17 protein-coding genes and 1 other RNA gene are annotated in these 19,898 nt (G+C 64.8%); 12 read left to right on the top strand and 6 right to left on the bottom strand.

Annotated features, from left to right (window positions below; all coding sequences use genetic code 11):
* Positions 1-9: 9 nt before the first annotated feature.
* Positions 10-873, top strand: coding sequence for a prephenate dehydratase (locus P9236_RS19210; RefSeq protein WP_278076062.1), 864 nt, complete (start codon positions 10-12; stop codon positions 871-873).
* Between the two features lie 297 nt (positions 874-1,170).
* Here the strand turns inward: P9236_RS19210 and P9236_RS19215 are convergent, their stop codons facing one another.
* Genes P9236_RS19215 through P9236_RS19225 form a run of 3 tightly spaced genes read right to left on the bottom strand, consistent with a single transcriptional unit; the run spans position 1,171 to position 2,882 of the window.
* Complete coding sequence (locus P9236_RS19215) at positions 1,171-1,473, bottom strand: Dabb family protein (RefSeq protein WP_278076063.1); 303 nt, start codon at positions 1,471-1,473, stop codon at positions 1,171-1,173.
* A gap of 13 nt (positions 1,474-1,486) precedes the next feature.
* A complete protein-coding gene (nudC, locus tag P9236_RS19220) occupies positions 1,487-2,428 on the bottom strand; it encodes an NAD(+) diphosphatase (protein WP_278076064.1) in 942 nt (313 codons plus the stop codon).
* Positions 2,429-2,462: 34 nt separating this feature from the next.
* Entirely contained in the window at positions 2,463-2,882 is a 420-nt protein-coding gene (locus tag P9236_RS19225) for an HIT family protein (RefSeq protein WP_278076065.1), read from the bottom strand.
* A 181-nt stretch (positions 2,883-3,063) separates the two neighbouring features.
* Here P9236_RS19225 and ffs point away from each other — a divergent pair.
* The 11 genes from ffs to P9236_RS19280 all read left to right on the top strand — a co-directional run bounded on the left by ffs (position 3,064) and on the right by P9236_RS19280 (position 14,580).
* Positions 3,064-3,160, top strand: an RNA gene (ffs, locus tag P9236_RS19230) — signal recognition particle sRNA small type.
* A 106-nt stretch (positions 3,161-3,266) separates the two neighbouring features.
* Positions 3,267-5,081 carry a DNA polymerase III subunit gamma/tau gene (locus P9236_RS19235; RefSeq protein ID WP_278076066.1) on the top strand — a complete coding sequence of 605 codons (1,815 nt, stop codon included), beginning with the start codon at positions 3,267-3,269 and terminating at the stop codon, positions 5,079-5,081.
* Between the two features lie 97 nt (positions 5,082-5,178).
* Positions 5,179-5,502: a YbaB/EbfC family nucleoid-associated protein gene (locus P9236_RS19240; RefSeq protein WP_278076067.1), complete on the top strand. Its 324-nt coding sequence runs from the start codon at positions 5,179-5,181 to the stop codon at positions 5,500-5,502.
* Positions 5,503-5,719: 217 nt separating this feature from the next.
* Complete coding sequence (locus P9236_RS19245; RefSeq protein WP_278076068.1) at positions 5,720-6,703, top strand: cell wall hydrolase; 984 nt, start codon at positions 5,720-5,722, stop codon at positions 6,701-6,703.
* A gap of 103 nt (positions 6,704-6,806) precedes the next feature.
* Positions 6,807-7,412, top strand: coding sequence for a recombination mediator RecR (recR, locus tag P9236_RS19250; protein WP_278076069.1), 606 nt, complete (start codon positions 6,807-6,809; stop codon positions 7,410-7,412).
* A 183-nt stretch (positions 7,413-7,595) separates the two neighbouring features.
* Positions 7,596-8,870: a lytic murein transglycosylase gene (locus P9236_RS19255; protein WP_278076070.1), complete on the top strand. Its 1,275-nt coding sequence runs from the start codon at positions 7,596-7,598 to the stop codon at positions 8,868-8,870.
* A 272-nt stretch (positions 8,871-9,142) separates the two neighbouring features.
* Positions 9,143-10,771 (top strand): ABC transporter substrate-binding protein, encoded by a 1,629-nt coding sequence (locus P9236_RS19260; protein ID WP_278076197.1) that lies wholly within the window; start codon positions 9,143-9,145, stop codon positions 10,769-10,771.
* 18 nt (positions 10,772-10,789) lie between these two features.
* Positions 10,790-11,857, top strand: a complete 1,068-nt coding sequence (locus tag P9236_RS19265) for an ABC transporter permease (protein WP_278076071.1) — start codon at positions 10,790-10,792, stop codon at positions 11,855-11,857.
* Between the two features lie 196 nt (positions 11,858-12,053).
* Complete coding sequence (gene nikC / locus P9236_RS19270) at positions 12,054-12,980, top strand: nickel transporter permease (RefSeq protein ID WP_278076072.1); 927 nt, start codon at positions 12,054-12,056, stop codon at positions 12,978-12,980.
* Positions 12,977-13,837, top strand: coding sequence for an ABC transporter ATP-binding protein (locus tag P9236_RS19275; RefSeq protein ID WP_278076073.1), 861 nt, complete (start codon positions 12,977-12,979; stop codon positions 13,835-13,837). Before nikC ends, P9236_RS19275 begins: the two co-directional genes overlap by 4 nt.
* Positions 13,834-14,580, top strand: a complete 747-nt coding sequence (locus tag P9236_RS19280; RefSeq protein ID WP_278076074.1) for an ABC transporter ATP-binding protein — start codon at positions 13,834-13,836, stop codon at positions 14,578-14,580. The genes P9236_RS19275 and P9236_RS19280 overlap by 4 nt, the downstream gene beginning before the upstream one ends.
* 10 nt (positions 14,581-14,590) lie before the next feature.
* Here the strand turns inward: P9236_RS19280 and P9236_RS19285 are convergent, their stop codons facing one another.
* From P9236_RS19285 to P9236_RS19295, 3 genes are read right to left on the bottom strand one after another with little or no spacing between them, the layout of a single operon-like run.
* Entirely contained in the window at positions 14,591-17,692 is a 3,102-nt protein-coding gene (locus P9236_RS19285; RefSeq protein ID WP_278076075.1) for an efflux RND transporter permease subunit, read from the bottom strand.
* A complete protein-coding gene (locus P9236_RS19290) occupies positions 17,692-18,765 on the bottom strand; it encodes an efflux RND transporter periplasmic adaptor subunit (protein ID WP_278076076.1) in 1,074 nt (357 codons plus the stop codon). The genes P9236_RS19285 and P9236_RS19290 overlap by 1 nt, the downstream gene beginning before the upstream one ends.
* Complete coding sequence (locus P9236_RS19295; protein WP_278076077.1) at positions 18,762-19,892, bottom strand: efflux RND transporter periplasmic adaptor subunit; 1,131 nt, start codon at positions 19,890-19,892, stop codon at positions 18,762-18,764. The genes P9236_RS19290 and P9236_RS19295 overlap by 4 nt, the downstream gene beginning before the upstream one ends.
* Positions 19,893-19,898: the final 6 nt, after the last annotated feature.

A 19,898-nucleotide genomic window follows, 5' to 3' on the forward strand; every position in this document is an offset into this window, starting at 1 on the left:
CATTGGCGAATGCCTGAAAAGATCAACAGAATTTCCTTCCAGGGCGAGCCCGGCGCCAACTCCGACACCGCTTGCCGCAACATGTTCCCATCGATGGATCCGTTGCCCTGTCCGACTTTCGAGGACGCTTTCAACGCCGTGGAGACCGGCAAGGCCGATCTCGCCATGATCCCGATCGAGAACACGATCGCAGGGCGCGTCGCCGACATCCATCATCTGTTGCCGGAATCGCACCTGCACATCGTCGGCGAGTATTTCCTGCCGATCCATTTCCAGCTGATGGTGCTGCCGGGCGTCAGGCGCGAAGAGATCAAGACCGTTCACAGCCATATTCACGCGCTTGGCCAGTGCCGCAAATACATCCGCAAGAACGGCTGGAAGCCGGTGATCGCCGGCGACACGGCGGGTTCGGCCAAGATGGTTTCCGAAGTCAAGGATCGCACCATGGCCGCGCTGGCGCCTGCGCTCGCCGCGGAGCTCTACGGTCTCGACATCATCGAGAAGAATGTCGAGGATACCGACTCGAACGTCACCCGCTTCGTCGTGCTGACCAAGAACAAGCAATGGGCCGAGCGGCCGTCGCCCGACGCCAAGATGATGACCACCTTCATCTTCCGCGTCCGCAACGTGCCGGCCGCGCTCTACAAGGCCATGGGCGGCTTCGCCACCAACGGCATCAACATGACCAAGCTCGAGAGCTATCAGCTCGGCGCCTTCACCGCGACGCTGTTCTACGCCGACATCGAGGGCCACCCCGATGATCCGCTGGTCAAGCTGGCGCTCGACGAATTGCGCTTCTTCTCGCGCGAGATGCGCATCTTGGGCGTCTATCCGGCAAGCGCGTCGCGCGAGCAGTGGAAGGTCGCGGACTGAACGGTCTTCGGTCCGTCAACCGGCGGTCCGGAGCTCACGACCTTCGAGATTGGCGGAAGCCTTCGCGAGGTCGTCATCCACGGGCGGAGCGACGCGAAGCGGAGCGCAGACCCGAGGATCCATGCCGTTACCTTAGTCAAGGGGCGCGGCGGAGCAGAATTCTGGACCGTTGTAACGCGTCGACGTCACGGAATGGATCCTCGGATCTACGCGCGTCGCTTCGCTCCTTGCTTCGCCCGTGGATGACGAAGCACGAAGGCCTTCGCCAATCTCCGACGTTTGCGCTCAACCCGCTTATCAGCCCCAACCCAACGGCACGTAGTCGATCTCCATGAACGCCTCGACCTCCGGAACCCAGCGGTCGCGTACGAAGGCGATATGGTCGGGGTGCTCGTTATACCTGGTGTAGGCGGCCTGGTCGGCGAACTCCATCGAGAAGCCGAACTGATAGTCGTTCTTGGGGCTCACCTGGCGCAGCTGCTCGAAATGCGTGACGCCTTTGATCGCGGTGAGGATCTTCTTCGCGTCGTGGAGGAAACGCTTCGCCTCCAGTGAATGCGGCGGATGCTTCAGGGTGAACACGACGGTATGACGAATCATTTTTCGGCTGCTCCTATTCGCTGTCGACCCAGGCGCGGATGAGGTGGTGGGCGATCGCCCCCTTCGGCGGTGTTATCAACCCGCCGGCATGCTCCCTGACCAGCATCGAGCGCACCTCGTCGCGGAAAAACCAGCGGCAGGCCTCCAGCTCGTTGAGGTCGGCCTGGATATCCTCGTTGAGCGGCTCGCCGAAGCAGCCGATCATCAGCGAATAGGGAAACGGCCAGGGCTGGCTAGCATGATAGACGACACGGCCGAGCCGGATGCCGGCCTCCTCCAGCGTCTCGCGGCGCACCGCCGCCTCGATCGTCTCGCCGGGCTCGATGAAGCCGGCCAGCGCCGAATACATGCCCGGCGCGAAATGCCGGCCGCGCCCGAGCAGGCATTTCTCGCGCGTCGCCGTCAGCATGATCGCCACCGGGTCGGTGCGCGGGAAATGGTCGGTGCCGCAGGCCGGACAGTGCCGTCTGTAGCCGCCGGCGCGCATTTCCGAAGGGCTGCCGCATTTGCTGCAGAAAGCGTGGCTGGCATGCCAGGCGAGCAGCGCGGCCCCTTGCGCCAGCGCGCCAGCCGCCGCCTCGTCGATCAGCCCCTGCATATAGACTGAACGGTAGTCGATCGCCTTGATCGTCTCTGGCAGCTTTTCCGGCTCGATGCCGGCGGGCACGGCAATCACCGGACCGTCCTCTGAAAAGCCGAGCAGCACGCCGCGTTCGAGCGAAACCTCGAAGGCCTGGCTTTCCGCCGTCTCGAACCACGGATCGAACCTGCCGTCGTCGAGCTTCAGGTAAAGCCTGCCGCCAAGCATCAGCATCAGCCGCGCCGATTGATCGGCGAGCGCCTTTTCGACCGCGTCGTCGGCGCGGTTTTCCGATTGGCGGTCGATCCGGTTGCCGGCGAAGCCGACGAACTGGCTCGGCTCGCGCAGTGGCGCGTCAAACAGGCGGAAGCTCATAGGGACTCAAGGTGCAGGATGGACACTGGACGGCTTATAGCGCTGCCTTGATCGTTTCGGCAAACCGGCGGATATCGGGGCGTTGATAGGGTTCGCGCATGCCATGCCCCCAGACCGGCCCGGGCCAGCCGGGGTCGCCTTCGCTGCGGGCGACGACATGGACATGCAGCTGGCGCACGATGTTGCCGAGGGCGCCGGTGTTGATCTTGGTGCAGCCGGTCACCCGCTTCAGCGCCTGCGCCACCATGTTGGTCTCGAAGGTCAGCATCGCCTGGTCGAGCGGCGTCATGTCGTGTAGTTCCTCGATCCCCGGCCGCTGCGGCACCAGGACCAGCCATGGCCAGCGGCGATCGTTCATCACCCTGAGTTCGCACAGGCCCAGCCACATGAGCTGCTCACTGTCCGCCTCCAACCGGGCGTCCAGCGTGAAACCGGCCTTGAGGCCAGGCAGCATGGGCGTTTCCTTCGCTTTTGTCATATTTTGCAACCCGGGGAACGCTAGAGCGGCGGCAGGATGGCTGCAAGTGAATCATTGGCCGCTATTGTTGATTTGAAGGCCTTCCCTTTTCGCACGGCCTGGCCGGCCATCACCTCGACCCTTGCATTTCGCCGCTGAATTGCCGATATGGAGCACGGGAGGTTGGTGGTGGACGATCCACTCGCCAACCGGGTCAGGTCCGGAAGGAAGCAGCCCTAACGAGCCCGGAACGGGTCATTGTTCCAGCCTCCCGCCTCTTCGCCTTTCTCCCGCGACATTGACGGCGCCAAGCCGTGCGGGCGAGACTATGCGCAGGAATCGGCCGCCTTCCGTCGCGGTCTTTGGAGCTTTTGACGGCGAATGAGCGAAGCCGGAAATTTGGGGGCTGAAGGTCTGGAGACAGGCAAGGCCGGCGCCTATCGCGTGCTGGCGCGCAAATATCGCCCCTCCAATTTCTCCGAGCTGATCGGCCAGGAGCCGATGGTTCGCACTCTGACCAATGCCTTCGCCACTGGCCGCATCGCCCAGGCCTGGATGCTGACCGGCGTGCGCGGTGTCGGCAAGACGACGACGGCGCGCATCCTGGCACGGGCGCTCAACTACAAGACAGCGACCGTCGACCAGCCCGCCGTTGACCTCTCCATTCGCGGCGAGCATTGCCAGGCGATCATGGAAGGCCGCCATGTCGACGTCATCGAGATGGACGCCGCCTCCCACACCGGCATCGACGACATCAGGGACATCATCGACCGTGTCCGCTACGCGCCGGTCTCGGCCCGCTACAAGGTCTACATCATCGACGAAGTGCACATGCTCTCCACCCAGGCCTTCAACGGCCTGCTGAAGACGCTGGAAGAGCCGCCGCCGCACGTCAAATTCATTTTCGCCACCACCGAAATCCGCAAGGTGCCGATCACGGTTCTGTCGCGCTGCCAGCGCTTCGATCTGAGGCGCATCGATGCCGGCGCGCTCGTCGCGCATCTTTCTTCGATCGCCGCCAAGGAAGGCATTTACGTCGACGACGAGGCACTGGCGATGATTGCCCGCGCCGCCGAGGGCTCGGCGCGCGATTCGCTTTCGATTCTCGACCAGGCGATCGCCCATGGCAGCGGCACGGTCAGCGCCGAGGCGGTGCGCGCCATGCTGGGACTTGCTGACCGCGCTCGCATCATCGACCTGTTCGAGCATGTCATGAAGGGCGACGTGGCGGCTGCTTTGGCCGAGTTCCGGGCGCAGTACGACACTGGCGCCGACCCGGCCGCCGTGCTCACCGACCTTGCCGAATTCAATCATCTCGTCACCCGGCTGCGTTTCGTGCCGGCGGCGGCCGAGGATGCCTCGCTCTCCGAGGACGAGCGGCGGCGCGGCGCGGAATTCGCGAGCACCCTGTCGGTGCGCGTGCTGTCGCGTACCTGGCAGATGCTGCTCAAGGGCATCCCCGAGGTGCAGTCCTCCAACCGCCCGGTCAGCGCCGGCGAGATGGTGCTGATCCGGCTGGCGCACGCCGCCGACCTGCCGACCCTGGACGAAGCGCTGAAATCGCTGGAAGGCGCGGCACCGGTGCCGAATGGCGCGCCGCGTGCCAACGGAACGCCGGCAAGTCCCGGCAATGGCGGCGCCAGCGCGGTGGCGCAAACACGCATGCCGACCTCCACCGGCGGCGCGCAGACGATGCGGCTGGTCGAGGCGCGGCCGGTGCCTGCCGCCTTCGTTCCTGCGCCCGAGCCGGTCGTCGGGACGCCTGCCGTTCCGGTGAAGTCGCTGGCCGACATCGCGGCGCTTGCCGACGCCAATCGCGACATCGCCTTCAAGGTGCTCTTGAAGCGCTGCGTGCGGCTGGTGCGCATCGAGCCCGGCCGCATCGACGTCAGCCTGACCGACGACGCGCCGAAGATGCTGCTCAATGACCTGACGGCCAAGCTGCGCGCCTGGACCGGCCGCAACTGGCTGGTGTCGCTGTCGAAGGAAGAGGGTGGCCAGACGCTGGCCGAGATGGAGACGACGAAGCGCGAGAACGCCTTCTCGGACGCCAGGAGTGACCCGACGGTCGCAGCCATCCTCGCCCGCTTTCCCGGGGCCAAGATCATCGACGTGCGCATTCCGGATGTGCCGGAGGTCGAAGGCACCGAGGCCGATCTGCCTGTCGAGCCGGCGGCGGACGATGACGAAATCTAGAGCATGATTCCGAACCGGCGAAAAGTAGGAACCGATTTTTGCTTCGCTGACCTACGGTTCGGATGCTCCGACAAAAGAAACAAAGAGGATATTTGCGATGAAGGATCTTCTCGGCCTGATGGGCAAGGCGAAGGAAATGCAGGCCAAGTTCCAGGCCATGCAGGACGAGATCGCGACGCTCGAAGCCACCGGGCAGTCGGGCGGCGGCCTGGTCAGCGTGACGCTGACCGGCAAGTTCGAAATGAAGGCGCTGAAGATCGATCCGTCATTGCTCAAGGACGACGAGGTCGAGATCCTCGAAGACCTGCTGCTGGCCGCTCACAATGACGCCAAAAATAAGGTCGAGCAGGTCATGCAGGAAAAGACCAAGGCCTTGACTGCCGGCCTGCCGATTCCACCCGGAATGAAATTGCCGTTCTGAGGCGCCTGCCGCCAGTTAATTGATTATGAACGAAAATCGAGCGCGGGCCGCAATATTAACCATTTTGCCGGCTTTGCTCACGAGCTCATTTCGCGGCATTCATAAAGTTTTACCCAAGTCCAGGGATTGCTAACCATCTAGCCATCTTTTTGCCTGAAAGAGTCTCATTCTTGCCACATCTCGGGGCGGGCTGGCATCTGGAAATGAGGCTTTTTTGTTGATCGCGACGCGATGGAAGACGCCGCTGCTGCTCATCGGCATCGCCGCTTCCCCCTTGTTCCTGGCCGGCTGCAGCCAGACCACGTCACATGGCATGTCGGTGGCGAGCCTGACCGACGCCGTCACGCCGAGCTTCCTCAGCTCGCGCTCCTACAAATACTCGATGAGGGACAAGGAGTGCCTGCAAAGGGCGATGTTCTTCGAGTCGAACCGGTCGAGCCGTGACGGCATGATCGCCGTCGGCACGGTCGTCATGAACCGGCTGCGCTCGGGCCAGCACGGCAGCACCATTTGCGAGGTCGTCGGCGAGAGGGGCCAGTTCGCCCCTGGCGTGATGACGCGGCCGATGAACTCGCGGGCGCTGCCCGATGTCGAGGAGGCCGCCCAGGCGGTGCTCAAGGGCGAGCGCAAGGCCAAGCTCAAGAACACGATGTATTTCCACACCGCCGGCCTGCGCTTCCCCTACAAGAACATGCATTACACGATGGTGGCCGGCGGCAACGCCTTCTATGAGAAGCGCGGCCGCAACTGGCAGCCGCTGCCGGACGAGCCCATGGTCGCCATGGCCTCCGACAAGTCGCAGAAGACCGACCCCGCCGCTCCAGTGCTCGTCGCTTCCGCCGCCGAGCCGGTGGTCAAGACCATCGTCCATGCCGATCCTGCCAAGCAGGCAGCAATGACCGCGGTAGCGGCGCCGGTGCCTTCGGCCAAGCCAGCGGCCGTTCCGACCGAGCAGACCTACATGACGGCTTCCGCCGCTCCCTCGCAGAAGTCTGGCCGCGTCACGGCGAAGCCGGTGGTGGTGGCGATGCAGGAGCCGATGGAAGAGCCGGACGCGTCCCGCTTCGGCGGCACGCTGAAAGGCCGGTATGTCACCTCCGTTCCGAGCACGCCCCAGGAAGCGGCGATGGGCTTCCAGTCGACGCCTGAGAACACTGACGCCATCGGCGCGCTGATCGTCAGCCAGAACCGTCCGCTCTAACCTGTTCAGTCGACCCTCGACACACGGCCCGCCCTGGCAGCAAGGCGGGCCGTGTGCCGTTGCGACTGTTCCAAAGCGCTCCGAAAAATCCTAGATCAGAGCGATGTCGAAGCGAATCGCCGGCCCAGAGATCGAACGCCTGATCCAGCTCCTGGCCAAGGTGCCGGGGCTCGGGCCGCGTTCGGCAAGGCGCGCGGCCCTCCATCTCATCAAGAAGAAGGAGCAATTGCTGCAGCCACTCGCCGCCGCCATGGGCGAGGCGGTCGACAAGGTGCGCGTCTGCTCGACCTGCGGCAATGTCGACACCTCCGACCCCTGCATGATCTGCACCGACCCGCGCCGCGATGCTGCCACGCTGATCGTCGTCGAGGACGTCTCCGACCTCTGGGCGCTGGAGCGCGCCGCTGCCATGAACGTGCGCTACCACGTGCTCGGCGGCACGCTGTCGCCGCTCGACGGCGTGGGCCCGGACCAGCTCAACATCCGCTCATTGATCGACCGCGTCGCCGGCGGCGAGGTGAAGGAGGTGATCCTCGCCGTCAACGCCACCGTCGAGGGCCAGACCACCGCGCACTACCTGACCGACCAGCTCTCGGGCTTCGAAGTCAAGGTGACACGGCTCGCGCACGGCGTTCCGGTCGGCGGCGAGCTCGATTATCTCGACGAAGGCACGCTGGCCGCGGCGCTGCGATCGAGGACGGCGTTTTGAGGTGGAGAAGTGGGTGACAGGCGGATTTCCTCAAACGATTGCACTCTGTCACACCCCCCTCTGCCCTGCCGGGCATCTCCCCCGCAAGGGGGGAGATTGGCAGTTTCGTCCCGGCGCTCCTTCTGCATCGTTGGTGATTGGCGAAAGCCTGCGCGACGTCCGATCTCCCCCCTTGCGGGGGAGATGTCCGGCAGGACAGAGGGGGGTGCCTGGCGCCGGCTTCTCAGATTGGCTGTACTTTCCTTCCTTGCAGCACTTGTCGGGCTGTTCCTCACCATCCCCACCCACGCCACCCCCGTCGACGATCAGTTTCAAGCCTGGCTGCAAAACGACCTCTGGCCAGAGGCCAAGGCCAAAGGCATCTCGAAAAAAACTTTCGACGCAGCCTTCATCGGCGTGAAGCCGAACCTGAAGCTGCCGGACCTCGTCATGCCCGGCGAGAAGCCGGCGACGCCGCAGATACAGCATCAGGCCGAGTTCGGTCCGCCCGCCAATTATTTCGCCGAGAAGATCATTCGCGCCGTCACCACCGGTGGACGGACGCGCGAGAGCGCCAATGCGAGGGTGCTCGGGCTGATCGAAAAGCGCTACGGCGTGCCTGGCGACATCGTGCTGGCGATCTGGGGCCGCGAGACCGGTTTCGGCGCCGCCAAGATGCCTTACGACGCCTTCGAGGTGCTGGGCACCAAGGCGTTCATGTCGACGAAAAAGGATTTCTTCCGCACCGAGGTTCTGGCGGCGCTCGAGATCGTCGAGCGCAGGCTCGCCCCGGTCGATGCGATGAAGTCGTCCTGGGCCGGCGCGCTCGGCCAGCCGCAATTCATGCCGACGTCTTTTCTGAAGCACGCCGTCGATTTCGATGGCGACGGTCGACCCGACATCTGGAGTTCGACGCCCGACGTGCTCGCTTCCATCGCCAACTATCTCGTCCATTATGGCTGGGTGAGGGGCCGCGGCTGGGGGACGGAGGTGATCGCGCCGGCAAACGTCTCCTGCTCTCTTGAAGGACCGGACCAGGGCAAGAAGATTTCCGACTGGGTGGCGATGGGGATCAGGCACGCCGACGGCAAGGCGTTCCAGGCCAGCGAGCTGAAGGCCGAAGGCTTCCTCCTGATGCCGGCCGGGCGCAGCGGCCCGGCCTTCATCGTCACGCCGAACTTCTATGTGCTGAAGGAATACAACACCAGCGACCTCTATGCGCTGTTCATCGGCCACGCCGCCGACCGCATCGCCAAAGGCGACGCCACCTTCTCCGGCACCTGGGGTCCGGTGGGCGATCTCCGCCGGTCGGACATCGCGGCACTTCAGCGGGCGCTGCAGGCGAAGGGCTACGACGTCGGCAGCGCCGACGGCCTGCCCGGCTTCAAGACGCGCCGCTCGATCGGCGTCTGGCAAGCGAAGAACGGCAAGCCTGCGACCTGCTTTCCCGACGCGAGCCTGGTCGCGCAGCTGAAATGACGGCGACCTCCAAGGGTCGAAAGTTTAGCAGATTTTTCCTGATTGAAGGCTTCGATTAGCCGGCGCACGGGTCGACTCGTGACCGCCGGTTCTGGCCCAATAAGCTGTTTCGCAAAATGCGCGTTGCCGGTTCGAACGCTCCCGAATAGGGTGTTGACCAACTGGACAAAAACCACGACGGTAAGTGGTCCAAGCCGCCGTCGGCTTCGAGAAGAACAAAGCAGCCCTGAGCCGGGAACCTCAGGTCAACAAAACAGGGAACGATCATCATGATGCTGGAAAAGTTTGCTCTCCGTAGCTTGCTTGCGGGTGTGGCGATGTCTGCGCTGCTTGCGGCGCCCGCTTTCGCGGTCACGCCTGCCGACACGCTGGTCGAAGGCTTCGCCATCGACGACATCATCTCGATGGATCCGGGCGAGGCGTTCGAGCTGTCGACCGCCGAGGTCACCGGCAACACCTATGATCTGCTGGTACGACTCGACCTCAGCGACACCTCCAAGGTGAAGGGCGACCTCGCCGAGAGCTGGACCGTTTCCGACGATGGACTGACCTACACCTTCAAGCTCAAGCCCGGCATGAAGTTCGCCTCGGGCAATCCGATCACCGCAGCCGACGTCGCCTACTCTTTCGAGCGCGCCATCAAGCTCGACAAGAGCCCAGCCTTCATCATCGGTCAATTCGGCATAAACGGCGACAATGTCACGCAAAAGGCCAAGGCGGTCGACGACACGACTTTCCAATTCGTCGTCGACAAGGCCTACGCGCCGAGCTTCGTGCTGAACTGCCTGTCGGCCACAGTCGCCTCGGTCGTCGATGCCAAGCTGGTCAAGGAACACGTCGCGGCCGTCACGCCGAGCGCCGACTACAAATGGGACAACGACTTCGGCAATGCCTGGCTGAAGACCGGCTATGCCGGCTCCGGCCAGTTCAAGCTGCGCGAATGGCGCGCCAACGAAGCCGTCGTCATGGAGCGCAACGACAATTACAACGGCGAGAAAGCCAAGCTCGCCCGCGTCATCTACCGCAACATGAAGGAGAGCTCGGCGCAGCGCCTAGCGCTCGAGGCCGGCGACATCGACGTCGCCCGCAACCTCGAGCCGAACGATCTCGACGCCGTCGCCAAGAACGCCGATCTGACCACCACCAGCGCGCCGAAGGGCACGGTCTATTACATCAGCCTCAACCAGAAGAATCCGAACCTCGCCAAGCCCGAAGTTCGCCAGGCGTTCAAATATCTGGTCGACTATGACGCGATGGCCTCGACGATCCTCAAGGGCATCGGCGAGATCCACCAGTCCTTCCTGCCCAAGGGCGATCTCGGCGCGATCGATGACAATCCGTTCAAGCTCGATGTCGCCAAGGCCAAGGAACTTCTGGCCAAGGCCGGGTTGGCAGACGGCTTCAAGGTAACCATGGACGTGCGCACCGGCCAGCCGACCACCGGCATGGCGGAATCGATCCAGCAGACGCTCGGCCAGGCCGGCATCAAGCTGGAGATCATCCCCGGCGATGGCAAGCAGACGCTGACCAAATACCGCGCCCGCAACCACGACATCTACATCGGCAACTGGGGCCAGGACTATTTCGACCCGAACTCCAATGCCCAGACCTTTGCCTCGAACCCCGACAATTCGGACGCCGGCAAGTCGCACACGCTTGCATGGCGCAACAGCTGGGACATTCCGGATCTGACCAAGGAAACCGAGGCGGCGCTGCTGGAGAAGGATTCGGCCAAGCGCGCCGAAATGTACAAGGACCTGCAGCAGAAGATCCTCGATACCAGCCCCTTCGTCATCATCCATCAGCAGCTCGAAGTGGCCGGCCTGCGCAAGAACCTCAAGGGCTTCGCCCTCGGCCCGAGCTTCGACACCAACTTCGTCGGGTCGGTCTCGAAAGAGTGACGCCGGCGGACGCCGCGCATGAGCGTAGCTGAGAGTCAGGCGGCGGCAGGGCGCGGCAGCGCCCGTGCCGTCGCTATCTTGCTGTCGATCGGCCGCTTCCTGGTCATCGCGGTGACGACCTATCTCGGTCTTCTCGCGGTGACCTTCTTCATCGGCCGCGTCATCCCCATCGATCCGGTGCTGGCGGTGCTCGGCGACCGTGCTCCCATCGCCGTCGTCGAGCGCACGCGCCGCGAGATGGGGCTCGATCTGCCGCTGATCGAACAGTTCTACATTTATGTCAAAAGCGCGCTCAACGGCGATTTCGGCACCTCGGTGCTGACCACCAATCCGGTTATGTCCGACATCCGACGCGTCTTCCCGGCGACCATAGAGCTTGCGACGCTCGGCACCATCATCGGCGCCGTCATCGGCGTGCCGCTCGGCGTGCTGGCGGCGGTTCGGCGCGGCAGCCTCATCGACCAGGTCGTGCGCATCATCGGCCTGATCGGCTATTCCGTGCCGATCTTCTGGCTGGGGCTGCTCGGCCTCGTCCTGTTCTATGCCAAGCTGCAATGGGTCGCCTTCCCGGCGCGTCTCGACGTCGTCTACGAATATACGTTCACGCCGATCACCGGCTTCTACCTGCTCGACGCGGCGATGCAGGGCCAGTGGGACGTCTTCTACGACGCCTACCGCCACATCATCTTGCCGGCTTCGCTGCTCGGCTATTTCGCGCTCGCCTATATCAGCCGCATGACGCGCTCCTTCATGCTGAACGAAATGGCGCAGGAATACATCGTCGCCGCGCGCGCCAAGGGCCTGTCGGAAACGCGCATCATCTGGGGCCATGCGCTACGCAATGCAGCAGTGCCGATGGTGACGGTGATCGCGCTCTCCTATGCCAGCCTGCTTGAAGGCTCGGTGCTGACCGAGACCGTTTTCTCCTGGCCTGGCATCGGACTCTACATAACCAATTCGCTGCAGAACGCCGACATGAACGCGGTGCTCGGCGGCACCATCATCATCGGCTCGGTCTTCATCGCCATCAATCTTCTGTCCGACCTGCTTTATCGGCTTCTTGACCCAAGGACGAAGGCCGGATGAGCAGAGGTATCGCACTTTCGGGCTTGGCCGCGGCCAATCACCCCCACTCCGGCCCTTCGGGCCACCTCTCCCCCTGCCAGGGGGAGAGGAAAGGCCGGTCGCACGCCTGGCGCCTTTCCTCTCCCCCGTCGAGCGGGGGAGAGGTGGTCTGCGAAGCAGACCGGAGTGGGGGTCGACAGCTTCAAGAGGCATCATCATGACCGCCTCCGACGCCGGTCCTCTCTCCCGCCGCGCGTGGCTGCTCAGCGAGCGACCGGCCTCGCGCGCGCAGGCAAGGCTCGGCCGCGCCTATGTGGCGTGGCGGCGCTTCTCGGCCAACCGTCTGGCCCTTGTCGGTCTGCTGATCATCCTCGCGCTGGTGGCGGTCGCCGCCTTTGCCGACGTGCTGGCGCCCTATTCGCCGACCGTGGGTGATCTGAAGAATGCCCGTTTGCTTCCGCCCGGCGCGGCCCACTGGTTCGGCACCGACGACCTTGGCCGCGACATCTATTCGCGCATCGTCTACGGTTCGCGCTGGACGCTCTACGTCGTCATCCTTGTCGCCGTCATCGCCGCCCCCATCGGCCTGCTGGTCGGCACTGTCGCCGGCTATGCCGGCGGCTGGACCGACACCATCCTGATGCGCATCACCGACATCTTCCTTGCGTTCCCGAAGCTGGTTCTGGCGCTTGCCTTTGTCGCGGCGCTCGGGCCTGGCATCGAGAACGCGGTGCTGGCGATCGCCATCACCTCCTGGCCGCCTTATGCGCGCATCGCGCGCGCCGAGACGCTGACGGTGCGCAATTCCGATTTCATCAAGGCGGTGCAGCTGATGGGCGCTTCGCCCTTCCGCATCGTGCTCCGCCACATCATGCCGCTCTGCATCTCCTCGCTGATCATCCGGGTGACCCTCGACATGGCCGGCATCATCCTTACCGCCGCCGGCCTCGGCTTCCTCGGGCTCGGCGCGCAGCCGCCGCTGCCCGAATGGGGCGCGATGATCGCGTCGGGTCGCCGCTTCATCCTCGACCAGTGGTGGGTAGCTGCCGCGCCGGGTGCTGCCATCCTCATCGTCAGTCTCGGCTTCAACCTGCTCGGCGACGGCCTGCGCGACGCGCTCGACCCACGGAGCGGCGACCAGTGAGCGGCAGTCCGGACAAGCAGACAAAAGCCACGCTGCTCGAAGTCGACGACCTGCGCGTCACTTTCCCGACCCGCACCGGCATCGTGCAGGCGGTGCGCGGCGTCTCCTTCTCGCTCGGCCGCGAGCGGCTGGGCATTGTCGGCGAGAGTGGCTCCGGCAAGTCGCAGACCGGTCGTGCCATCATGGGTCTGACTCCGCCGCAGGCCGAGGTGTCGGCGAAGAAGCTCAGCTTCGACGGCATCGATCTGCTCTCGGTGTCATCCAGCCAGCGCCGCGCGCTGCGCGGAAATCGCATCGCCATGATCCTGCAGGATCCCAAATATTCGCTCGATCCGGTGATGACCATCGGCCGCCAGATCGTCGAGACGCTGCGCACGCATGAGAAGGTCGGAAAGGCGGAAGCCCGCGAGCGGGCGCTGGAGATGTTGCGGGCGGTGCAGATACGCGATCCGGCGCGTGTGTTCGATCTTCACCCGCATGAAGTCTCGGGCGGCATGGGCCAGCGCGCGATGATCGCCATGATGCTGATCGCCGGACCGGAATTGATGATTGCTGACGAGCCGACCTCGGCGCTCGACGTCACCGTGCAGCTCGATGTGCTCAACATCCTCGACAGGCTGGTCGCCGAGCGTGGCATGGGGCTGATCTTCATCTCGCACGATTTGCGCCTGGTCTCCTCCTTCTGCGACCGCGTCGTCGTCATGTATGCCGGCAAGGTGGTCGAGCAGCTTAAGGCGTCCGAGCTGCGTGACGCCCGGCATCCCTACACGCGCGGCCTGCTCAACTGCATGCCGAGGATCGGCTTCGAGCGTCATCCGCTGCCGGTGCTCGACCGCAAGCCGGAGTGGGCGGCATGACCGCGGCGCTTTCCGTCGAAGGGCTGGAGGTGGTGTTCGACCGTTTTCGCGCGCTCAAGGGTGTTGACCTTGAAGTCAGGGAAGGCGAATCCTACGGGCTGGTCGGCGAAAGCGGCTCCGGCAAGTCGACCCTGCTTAGGGCAATCACCGGCCTTGCTCCTGTCGCCGGCGGCACCATCACCGTCAACGGCAAAACGCTGGGCAGAACCCGCAACAAGGCCTTCTACCGCGACGTGCAGATGGTCTTCCAGGACCCTTACGGCTCGCTGCATCCGCGCCAGACGGTCGACCGGCTGCTGCAGGAGCCTTTAGCCATCCATGCCATTGCCGACGGCGAGAAGCGCATAGAACGCGCGCTGGACGAGGTCGGCCTCGGCAAGGGCTTTCGCTTCCGCTACGCGCACCAGCTCTCCGGCGGCCAGCGCCAGCGTGTGGCGATCGCTCGGGCGCTGATCCTCGAACCCTCGATCCTTTTGCTCGACGAGCCGACTTCGGCGCTCGACGCTTCCGTTCAGGCGGAGGTGCTGAACCTGCTCGAAGAGGTGCGGCGGCGGCGCAAGCTCACCTTCCTGATGGTCAGCCACGACCTCGCCATCATCACCCATATGTGCGAGCGGCTGATGGTGATGCAGAACGGCGAGGCGGTGGAGACACTGACCGCCAGCCAGCTTATCGGCCATCGCGTCAGCGAGGATTATACGCGCAATTTGCTCAGAGCCAGCGAGGGGTTTGTGAGAGTGTAGGGCGACCGCCTCAGGCCGTCGCGCCCTCCGATACCGCTTCGTTGTGCCCAGCCTCGTCCTCCGGTCCCCGCTTTGGCTCCTTGATCCGGAACCACGTCACATAGAGCGCCGGCAGGAAGAGCAGCGTGATCGCCGTGCCCGCGATGATGCCGCCCATCATGGCATAGGCCATCGGCCCCCAGAACACTTCGCGCGCGATCGGGATCAGCGCGAGACTGGCGGCGGCTGCGGTCAGCGCGATCGGCCGCATGCGGTGCTCGGTCGCCTCGATCACGGCTGCCCAGCGCTCCTTCCCTTCGGCGACGAGATCCTCGATCTGCACGATCAGGATGACCGAGTTGCGGATCAGGATGCCGATCAGGGCCAGCACGCCGAGGATGGCGACGAAGCCGAGCGGCGCGCCGCTCGGCACCAGCGCCGCCACCACGCCGATCAGGCCGAGCGGCGCCACCGCCACCACCAGGAACAGGCGCTGGAAGCTCTGCAGCTGCACCATCAGGATGGTCGCCATGATGAACAGCATCAGCGGCACGACGGCCGCGATCGGCCCTTGGCTGTTGGCGCTCTCCTCGACCGACCCGGCGGTCTGCACCGAGTAGCCGGGCGGCAGCTTGGCGATGAAGGCGTCGACCGATGGCTTCAGCTCGTTGACGACGGTTGCCGGCAAAACGTCGCCGACCATGCCTGCGCGCACGGTGATCGTCGGCGTGCGGTTGCGCCGCCACACCGTCGGCTGCTCCAGGTCGTAGCGGATGTTGGCGACCGCGGCGAGCGGGATCGCGTCGCCTTTGCCGGTCGGCAGTTGCATGTTCTGCAGCGTGGAGATCGAGCTGCGGTCCGCCTCGCGCGAGCGCGCCACGACATTGATCAGGTAAGTGGCGTCGCGCACCTGCGTGATCGTCGCGCCGCCCACCGTGCTGTTCAACGCGCTGGCGATGTCGGACGAGGTGATGCCGAGCTGGCGCGCCTTGTCCTGCAGCACGTCGACCCTCAGCACGCGCTGCGGCTCGTTCCAGTCGAAGGTGGGTGCCGCGAGCTTCGGATTGGCCGAGATCACGCCGGCAAACTGCTGCGCCAGTTCGCGCACGGTCTGGATATCCGGGCCGCCGACGCGGTACTGCACGGGGCGTCCGACCGGCGGCCCGAGCTCGAGCGGCTTGACGAAGGCATCGGTGCCGACGAATTCCTCACGCAGCAGCTTCTCCAGTGCCGGCTTGACGCGGTTGCGCGCCTCGATGCTCTTGGTGACGATGACGGTCTGGCCGAAATACGGATTGGCCGGCTGCACGTCGAAAGCGAGCAGGAAACGCACCGCGCCCTGGCCGACATAGGATGAGAAATGGTCGATGTCGGGGTTTCCGACCAGCGCGCGCTGCTCGAAGCGCTCCATCTGATCGCGCGTCTCGGCGATCGATGAGTTCTGCGGCAGGTTCCAGTCGACGATCAGCTCAGGCCGATCCGAGGGCGGGAAGAACTGCTGCTGGACGAGACCGAAGCCGGCGATGGAGGCCGCGAACAAAAGCACGGTCGCGATGATGGTCAGCCAATGGCGGCGCACCGAAAAGACGAGCACGCGGCGGAACAGCGTGGTGAAGCGTCCAGGCTGGTCGTGATGTTTCGCCTTCATCTTGGCCGGCAGGATGGTGACGCCGAGCAGCGGGGCGAACAGCACCGCGACGATCCATGATACGAGCAGCGACACGGCGATGACGACGAACAGCGTGAAGGTGTATTCGCCGGCGGCGCTGTTGTTGAGGCCGATCGGAATGAAGCCGGCGACCGTCACCAGCGTACCGGTCAGCATCGGGAAGGCGGTCGAGATGTAGACATAGGTCGCCGCCTTGCGCAGGTTGTCGCCCACCTCCAGCCGCGCCACCATCATCTCCACCGCGATCATCGCATCGTCGACCAAAAGGCCGAGCGCGATGATCAGCGCGCCGAGCGAAATGCGCTGCAGCGAGATGCCGAGATAGGCCATGACCGTGAAGGTGATGGCCAGCACCAGCGGAATCGACAACGCCACGACGAAGCCGGCACGCAGGCCGAGGCTGATGAAGGACACGGCAAGCACGATCGCCACCGCCTCGAACAGCGCACGGGTGAAACCGGAGACCGCCTCCTCGACGATGACCGGCTGGTCTGCCACCAGGTGCACGCCGACGCCGATCGGCAGGTCGGCCAGCACTTTTTCCATCTCCTTGTGCAGCGCCTCGCCGAATTCGAGCAGGTTGGCGTTGGGCTTCATGCCGATGGCGAGCCCGATCGCATCCTGGCCGTTGAACCGGAACAAGGCCGTCGGCGGGTCGACATAGCCGCGCGTGATCGTCGCCACGTCGCTCAGCCGGAAGAAGCGGTCGTTGACGCGCAGGTTGATGGCGCGAAGGCTTTCCTCTGAGGTGAACTGCCCGCCGACGCGCACGCTGACGCGCTCCGGCCCGGATTGGATGACACCAGACGGCGTGATGGCGTTCTGTGCCTGCAGGCTGGCGACGATCTGCTGCTGGTTGAGGCCGAGCGCCGCGATCTGGCGGCTCGAGAATTCGAGATAGATCGCCTCGTCCTGGGCGCCGACGAGATCGACCTTGCCGGCATTTGGCACCGTCAGGATCTTGGTGCGCACATCCTCGACATAGTCGCGCAGCTGGCGCGGCGTCAGTCCGTCGGCGGTGAAGGCGTAGATGTTGCCGTAGACGTCGCCGAAGCGGTCGTTGAAGAACGGCCCCTGCACGCCTTGCGGGAATTGCGCCCAGATGTCGTTGACCATGTTGCGCACCTGCAGCCAGGTCGGCACGACGTCGCGCGCTTTGGTGGTCGGCTTCAGGTTGACGAAGATGACGGTCTTGCCGGCGGTCGTGACCGATTTGGTGTAGTCGAGGCTGTCGAGCTCCTCGAGCTTCTTTTCGATCCGGTCGGTCACCTGGCGCACGGTCTCGTTGACCGAAGCGCCCGGCCAGTTCGCCTGGATCAGCATCGTCTTGATGGTGAAGGCCGGATCTTCCTCGCGGCCGAGGTGAAGGTAGGAGAAGATGCCGGCCACGACGAAGACCAGCATGAAATACCAGACCAGCGAGCGGTGGCTGAGGGCCCAGTCGGAGAGGTTGAAGCCTTTCATCAGACCCCTCCCTCCGGCACCTTGACCTTCTGGCCCTCGACGAGGCTGTGGACGCCGGCGGTGACCACGCGCATGCCGGCCTCCAGCCCTTGCGCCACCGTGAAGGCGGCGCCGTTCTTCGAAGCGACCTTGATCTCGCGCGCGCTCACGCTCGATGACCGCGGATCGACGATCCACACCTTGTCGGCGCCGTTCTCCTGGAGCAGCGCCGACATCGGCAGCTCTATCGTGGGCGCCACCTTCGTCATGCGGGTCGCGGTGATGGTCGAGCCCAGCCGGAACGCCGGCGGCGGATCGGTGAGCGTCAGCCGCACGCGGCGGGTGCGGGTCGAGCCTTCGGCCAGTGGTGCGATCTCGCGCAGCTTGGCCTCGGTGGTGATCGAGGGCAGTGACTGCAGGATGATGTGGAACGGGGTGCCGACGGCGAGATCGCCGGTCAGCTGGTCGGGGATGTCGACCACCGCCTCGCGCGGATCGGTGCGCGCCACGGTGACGACCGTCTGGCCCGGCGATACCGTCTGGCCGACTTCCGCGCCTGTCGCCGTGACGACGCCGTCGAAATCGGAGAACAGCCGCGCATAGCCGAGCTGCTCTTGCGACTTGGCCAAAGCGGCGTTGGCCCGCTCGACGCCGGCCGCCGCCGCTTGCCAGGCCTGCTGCGCGGCGTCGAAGACGGACTGCGGAGTGTTGGCGGAGGCAAGCAGGGCGCGCTGCCGCTCCTCGCTCGCCGCCGCATTGGCGAATTGCGCCTGCGCGTTCGACAAATCCGCTTTCGACGCCTGGAGGGCGAGCTCGAGTGCCGTCGGATCGAGCGCTGCGATCGTCGTGCCCTTGGTGACCATGTCCCCCACCTTGACGTCGCGCGAGACGACGCGGCCGAGCAGACGGAAAGCAAGATCGGCGCTGTATTGCGGTTCGACCGTTCCGGCAAAACCGAAGGTTTCGACCGACTTCGGTTCGACGACCATCGACAGCACCGGCCGGATGATCTCGGGCGGCTTCTCTTCCGAGCGCGAGCAGGCGGCGAGCGATGCGAGCAGAACAAGAGCGGAAACGCCAAGCCGTGGGTTCATTGACCGGCTCCCGCTATATCGATCGTCTGGCCGGGGCTGAGTAATTGCCCGCCGGCGGTGACGACGCTCTGGCCGGCCTCAAGCCCTTTGTCGACGACGACCACGCCGGACTCGAAGGCAAGCACCTCGATCGGCGCCGTCGTCACGGCCTTGCTCGACGGGTCGACGATCCAGACGGCCGGTTTGCCGGCGGTGGACGTCAGCGCCTGCCAGGGCAGCAGCACGGCTTTCACCGCCTTGGCGCTGACGGTGCCGATGACGGCCGCACCCAGTGGCATACCTGTAGGTGTGTCGGGTATGCCGACCTTGACCCGGATCGATCCGGACGCGGTGTCGACTGCCGGCGAGATTTCCCGCACCTTGCCCGTCGCCTTGACCTGCGGGTCGGAGAGCAGCGTGATCGTCACGGCCGGCGCCGAAGGCGTCTGGGCAACCAGCGTCTCATGCACGTTGAACACCGCATCGCGGTCGCCATCTTCGGCGATGGTGAAGACGGTCTGCGCCGCTTGCACCACCTGTCCGGCCTCGACCTGGCGCGCGGTGATCACACCTGGGGCACCCGCCTTGAGTTCGGTGAAGGACAGGTTTTCCTTGGCGTTGGCCAGGGCGCTTTGCGCGGCCTCGACGCTGCCTTGCGCCACTTTCAGCGTCTGGTCGGCGCTGTCGAAGTCGCGCCGGGTCGTAAACCCCTGCGAAAGCAGCGTCTTTTGCCGTTGGTAGGTGGCCTCGGCCTGGGTGAGCTGCGCCTGCGCGGCGTCGAGATCGGCCTGCGCCGAGCGCAGGTCCGATTCCTGTTCCTGCGGATCGATGCGGGCAAGCACCGCGCCCTGGTCGACATGTTGGCCCACATCGACCAGTCGCTCGGCGACCCGGCCGCCGACGCGGAACGACAGATTGTTGAGCGTGCGCGCGGCGATCACGCCGGTCAGCGAGGTTCTTGGCGCGTAGTCGGCGAGCGCGACCGTCTGCGTGGTGACCATCACCGGCAGCCTCTTCTCCGCCGCCTGCTGTTTCTGGCAGCCGGCCACTGAAAGGGCTGCGGCGCAGATGAAGAGCAGCAGGACGTTTGGACGAGACGAAAGAGGGGGCGGCGAAGACGGCAAGGCGGACGTCGCGATCCTGCTCATGGTTCC

The organism is Mesorhizobium sp. WSM4884, from assembly GCF_029625675.1.
Lineage (GTDB): Bacteria > Pseudomonadota > Alphaproteobacteria > Rhizobiales > Rhizobiaceae > Mesorhizobium.

Excerpts from the sequence above, each read along its gene's own strand:
- P9236_RS19260 (WP_278076197.1), top strand. The coding sequence starts at position 9,143 with ATGCTGGAAAAGTTTGCTCTCCGTAGCTTGCTTGCGGGTGTGGCGATG.
- nikC (WP_278076072.1), top strand. The coding sequence starts at position 12,054 with ATGACCGCCTCCGACGCCGGTCCTCTCTCCCGCCGCGCGTGGCTGCTC.
- P9236_RS19215 (WP_278076063.1), bottom strand. The coding sequence starts at position 1,473 with ATGATTCGTCATACCGTCGTGTTCACCCTGAAGCATCCGCCGCATTCA.
- P9236_RS19255 (WP_278076070.1), top strand. The coding sequence starts at position 7,596 with ATGTCCGGCAGGACAGAGGGGGGTGCCTGGCGCCGGCTTCTCAGATTG.
- P9236_RS19240 (WP_278076067.1), top strand. The coding sequence starts at position 5,179 with ATGAAGGATCTTCTCGGCCTGATGGGCAAGGCGAAGGAAATGCAGGCC.
- P9236_RS19265 (WP_278076071.1), top strand. The coding sequence starts at position 10,790 with ATGAGCGTAGCTGAGAGTCAGGCGGCGGCAGGGCGCGGCAGCGCCCGT.
- P9236_RS19285 (WP_278076075.1), bottom strand. The coding sequence starts at position 17,692 with ATGAAAGGCTTCAACCTCTCCGACTGGGCCCTCAGCCACCGCTCGCTG.
- P9236_RS19295 (WP_278076077.1), bottom strand. The coding sequence starts at position 19,892 with ATGAGCAGGATCGCGACGTCCGCCTTGCCGTCTTCGCCGCCCCCTCTT.
- P9236_RS19210 (WP_278076062.1), top strand. The coding sequence starts at position 10 with ATGCCTGAAAAGATCAACAGAATTTCCTTCCAGGGCGAGCCCGGCGCC.
- P9236_RS19290 (WP_278076076.1), bottom strand. The coding sequence starts at position 18,765 with ATGAACCCACGGCTTGGCGTTTCCGCTCTTGTTCTGCTCGCATCGCTC.
- P9236_RS19225 (WP_278076065.1), bottom strand. The coding sequence starts at position 2,882 with ATGCTGCCTGGCCTCAAGGCCGGTTTCACGCTGGACGCCCGGTTGGAG.
- P9236_RS19280 (WP_278076074.1), top strand. The coding sequence starts at position 13,834 with ATGACCGCGGCGCTTTCCGTCGAAGGGCTGGAGGTGGTGTTCGACCGT.
- P9236_RS19235 (WP_278076066.1), top strand. The coding sequence starts at position 3,267 with ATGAGCGAAGCCGGAAATTTGGGGGCTGAAGGTCTGGAGACAGGCAAG.
- recR (WP_278076069.1), top strand. The coding sequence starts at position 6,807 with ATGTCGAAGCGAATCGCCGGCCCAGAGATCGAACGCCTGATCCAGCTC.
- nudC (WP_278076064.1), bottom strand. The coding sequence starts at position 2,428 with ATGAGCTTCCGCCTGTTTGACGCGCCACTGCGCGAGCCGAGCCAGTTC.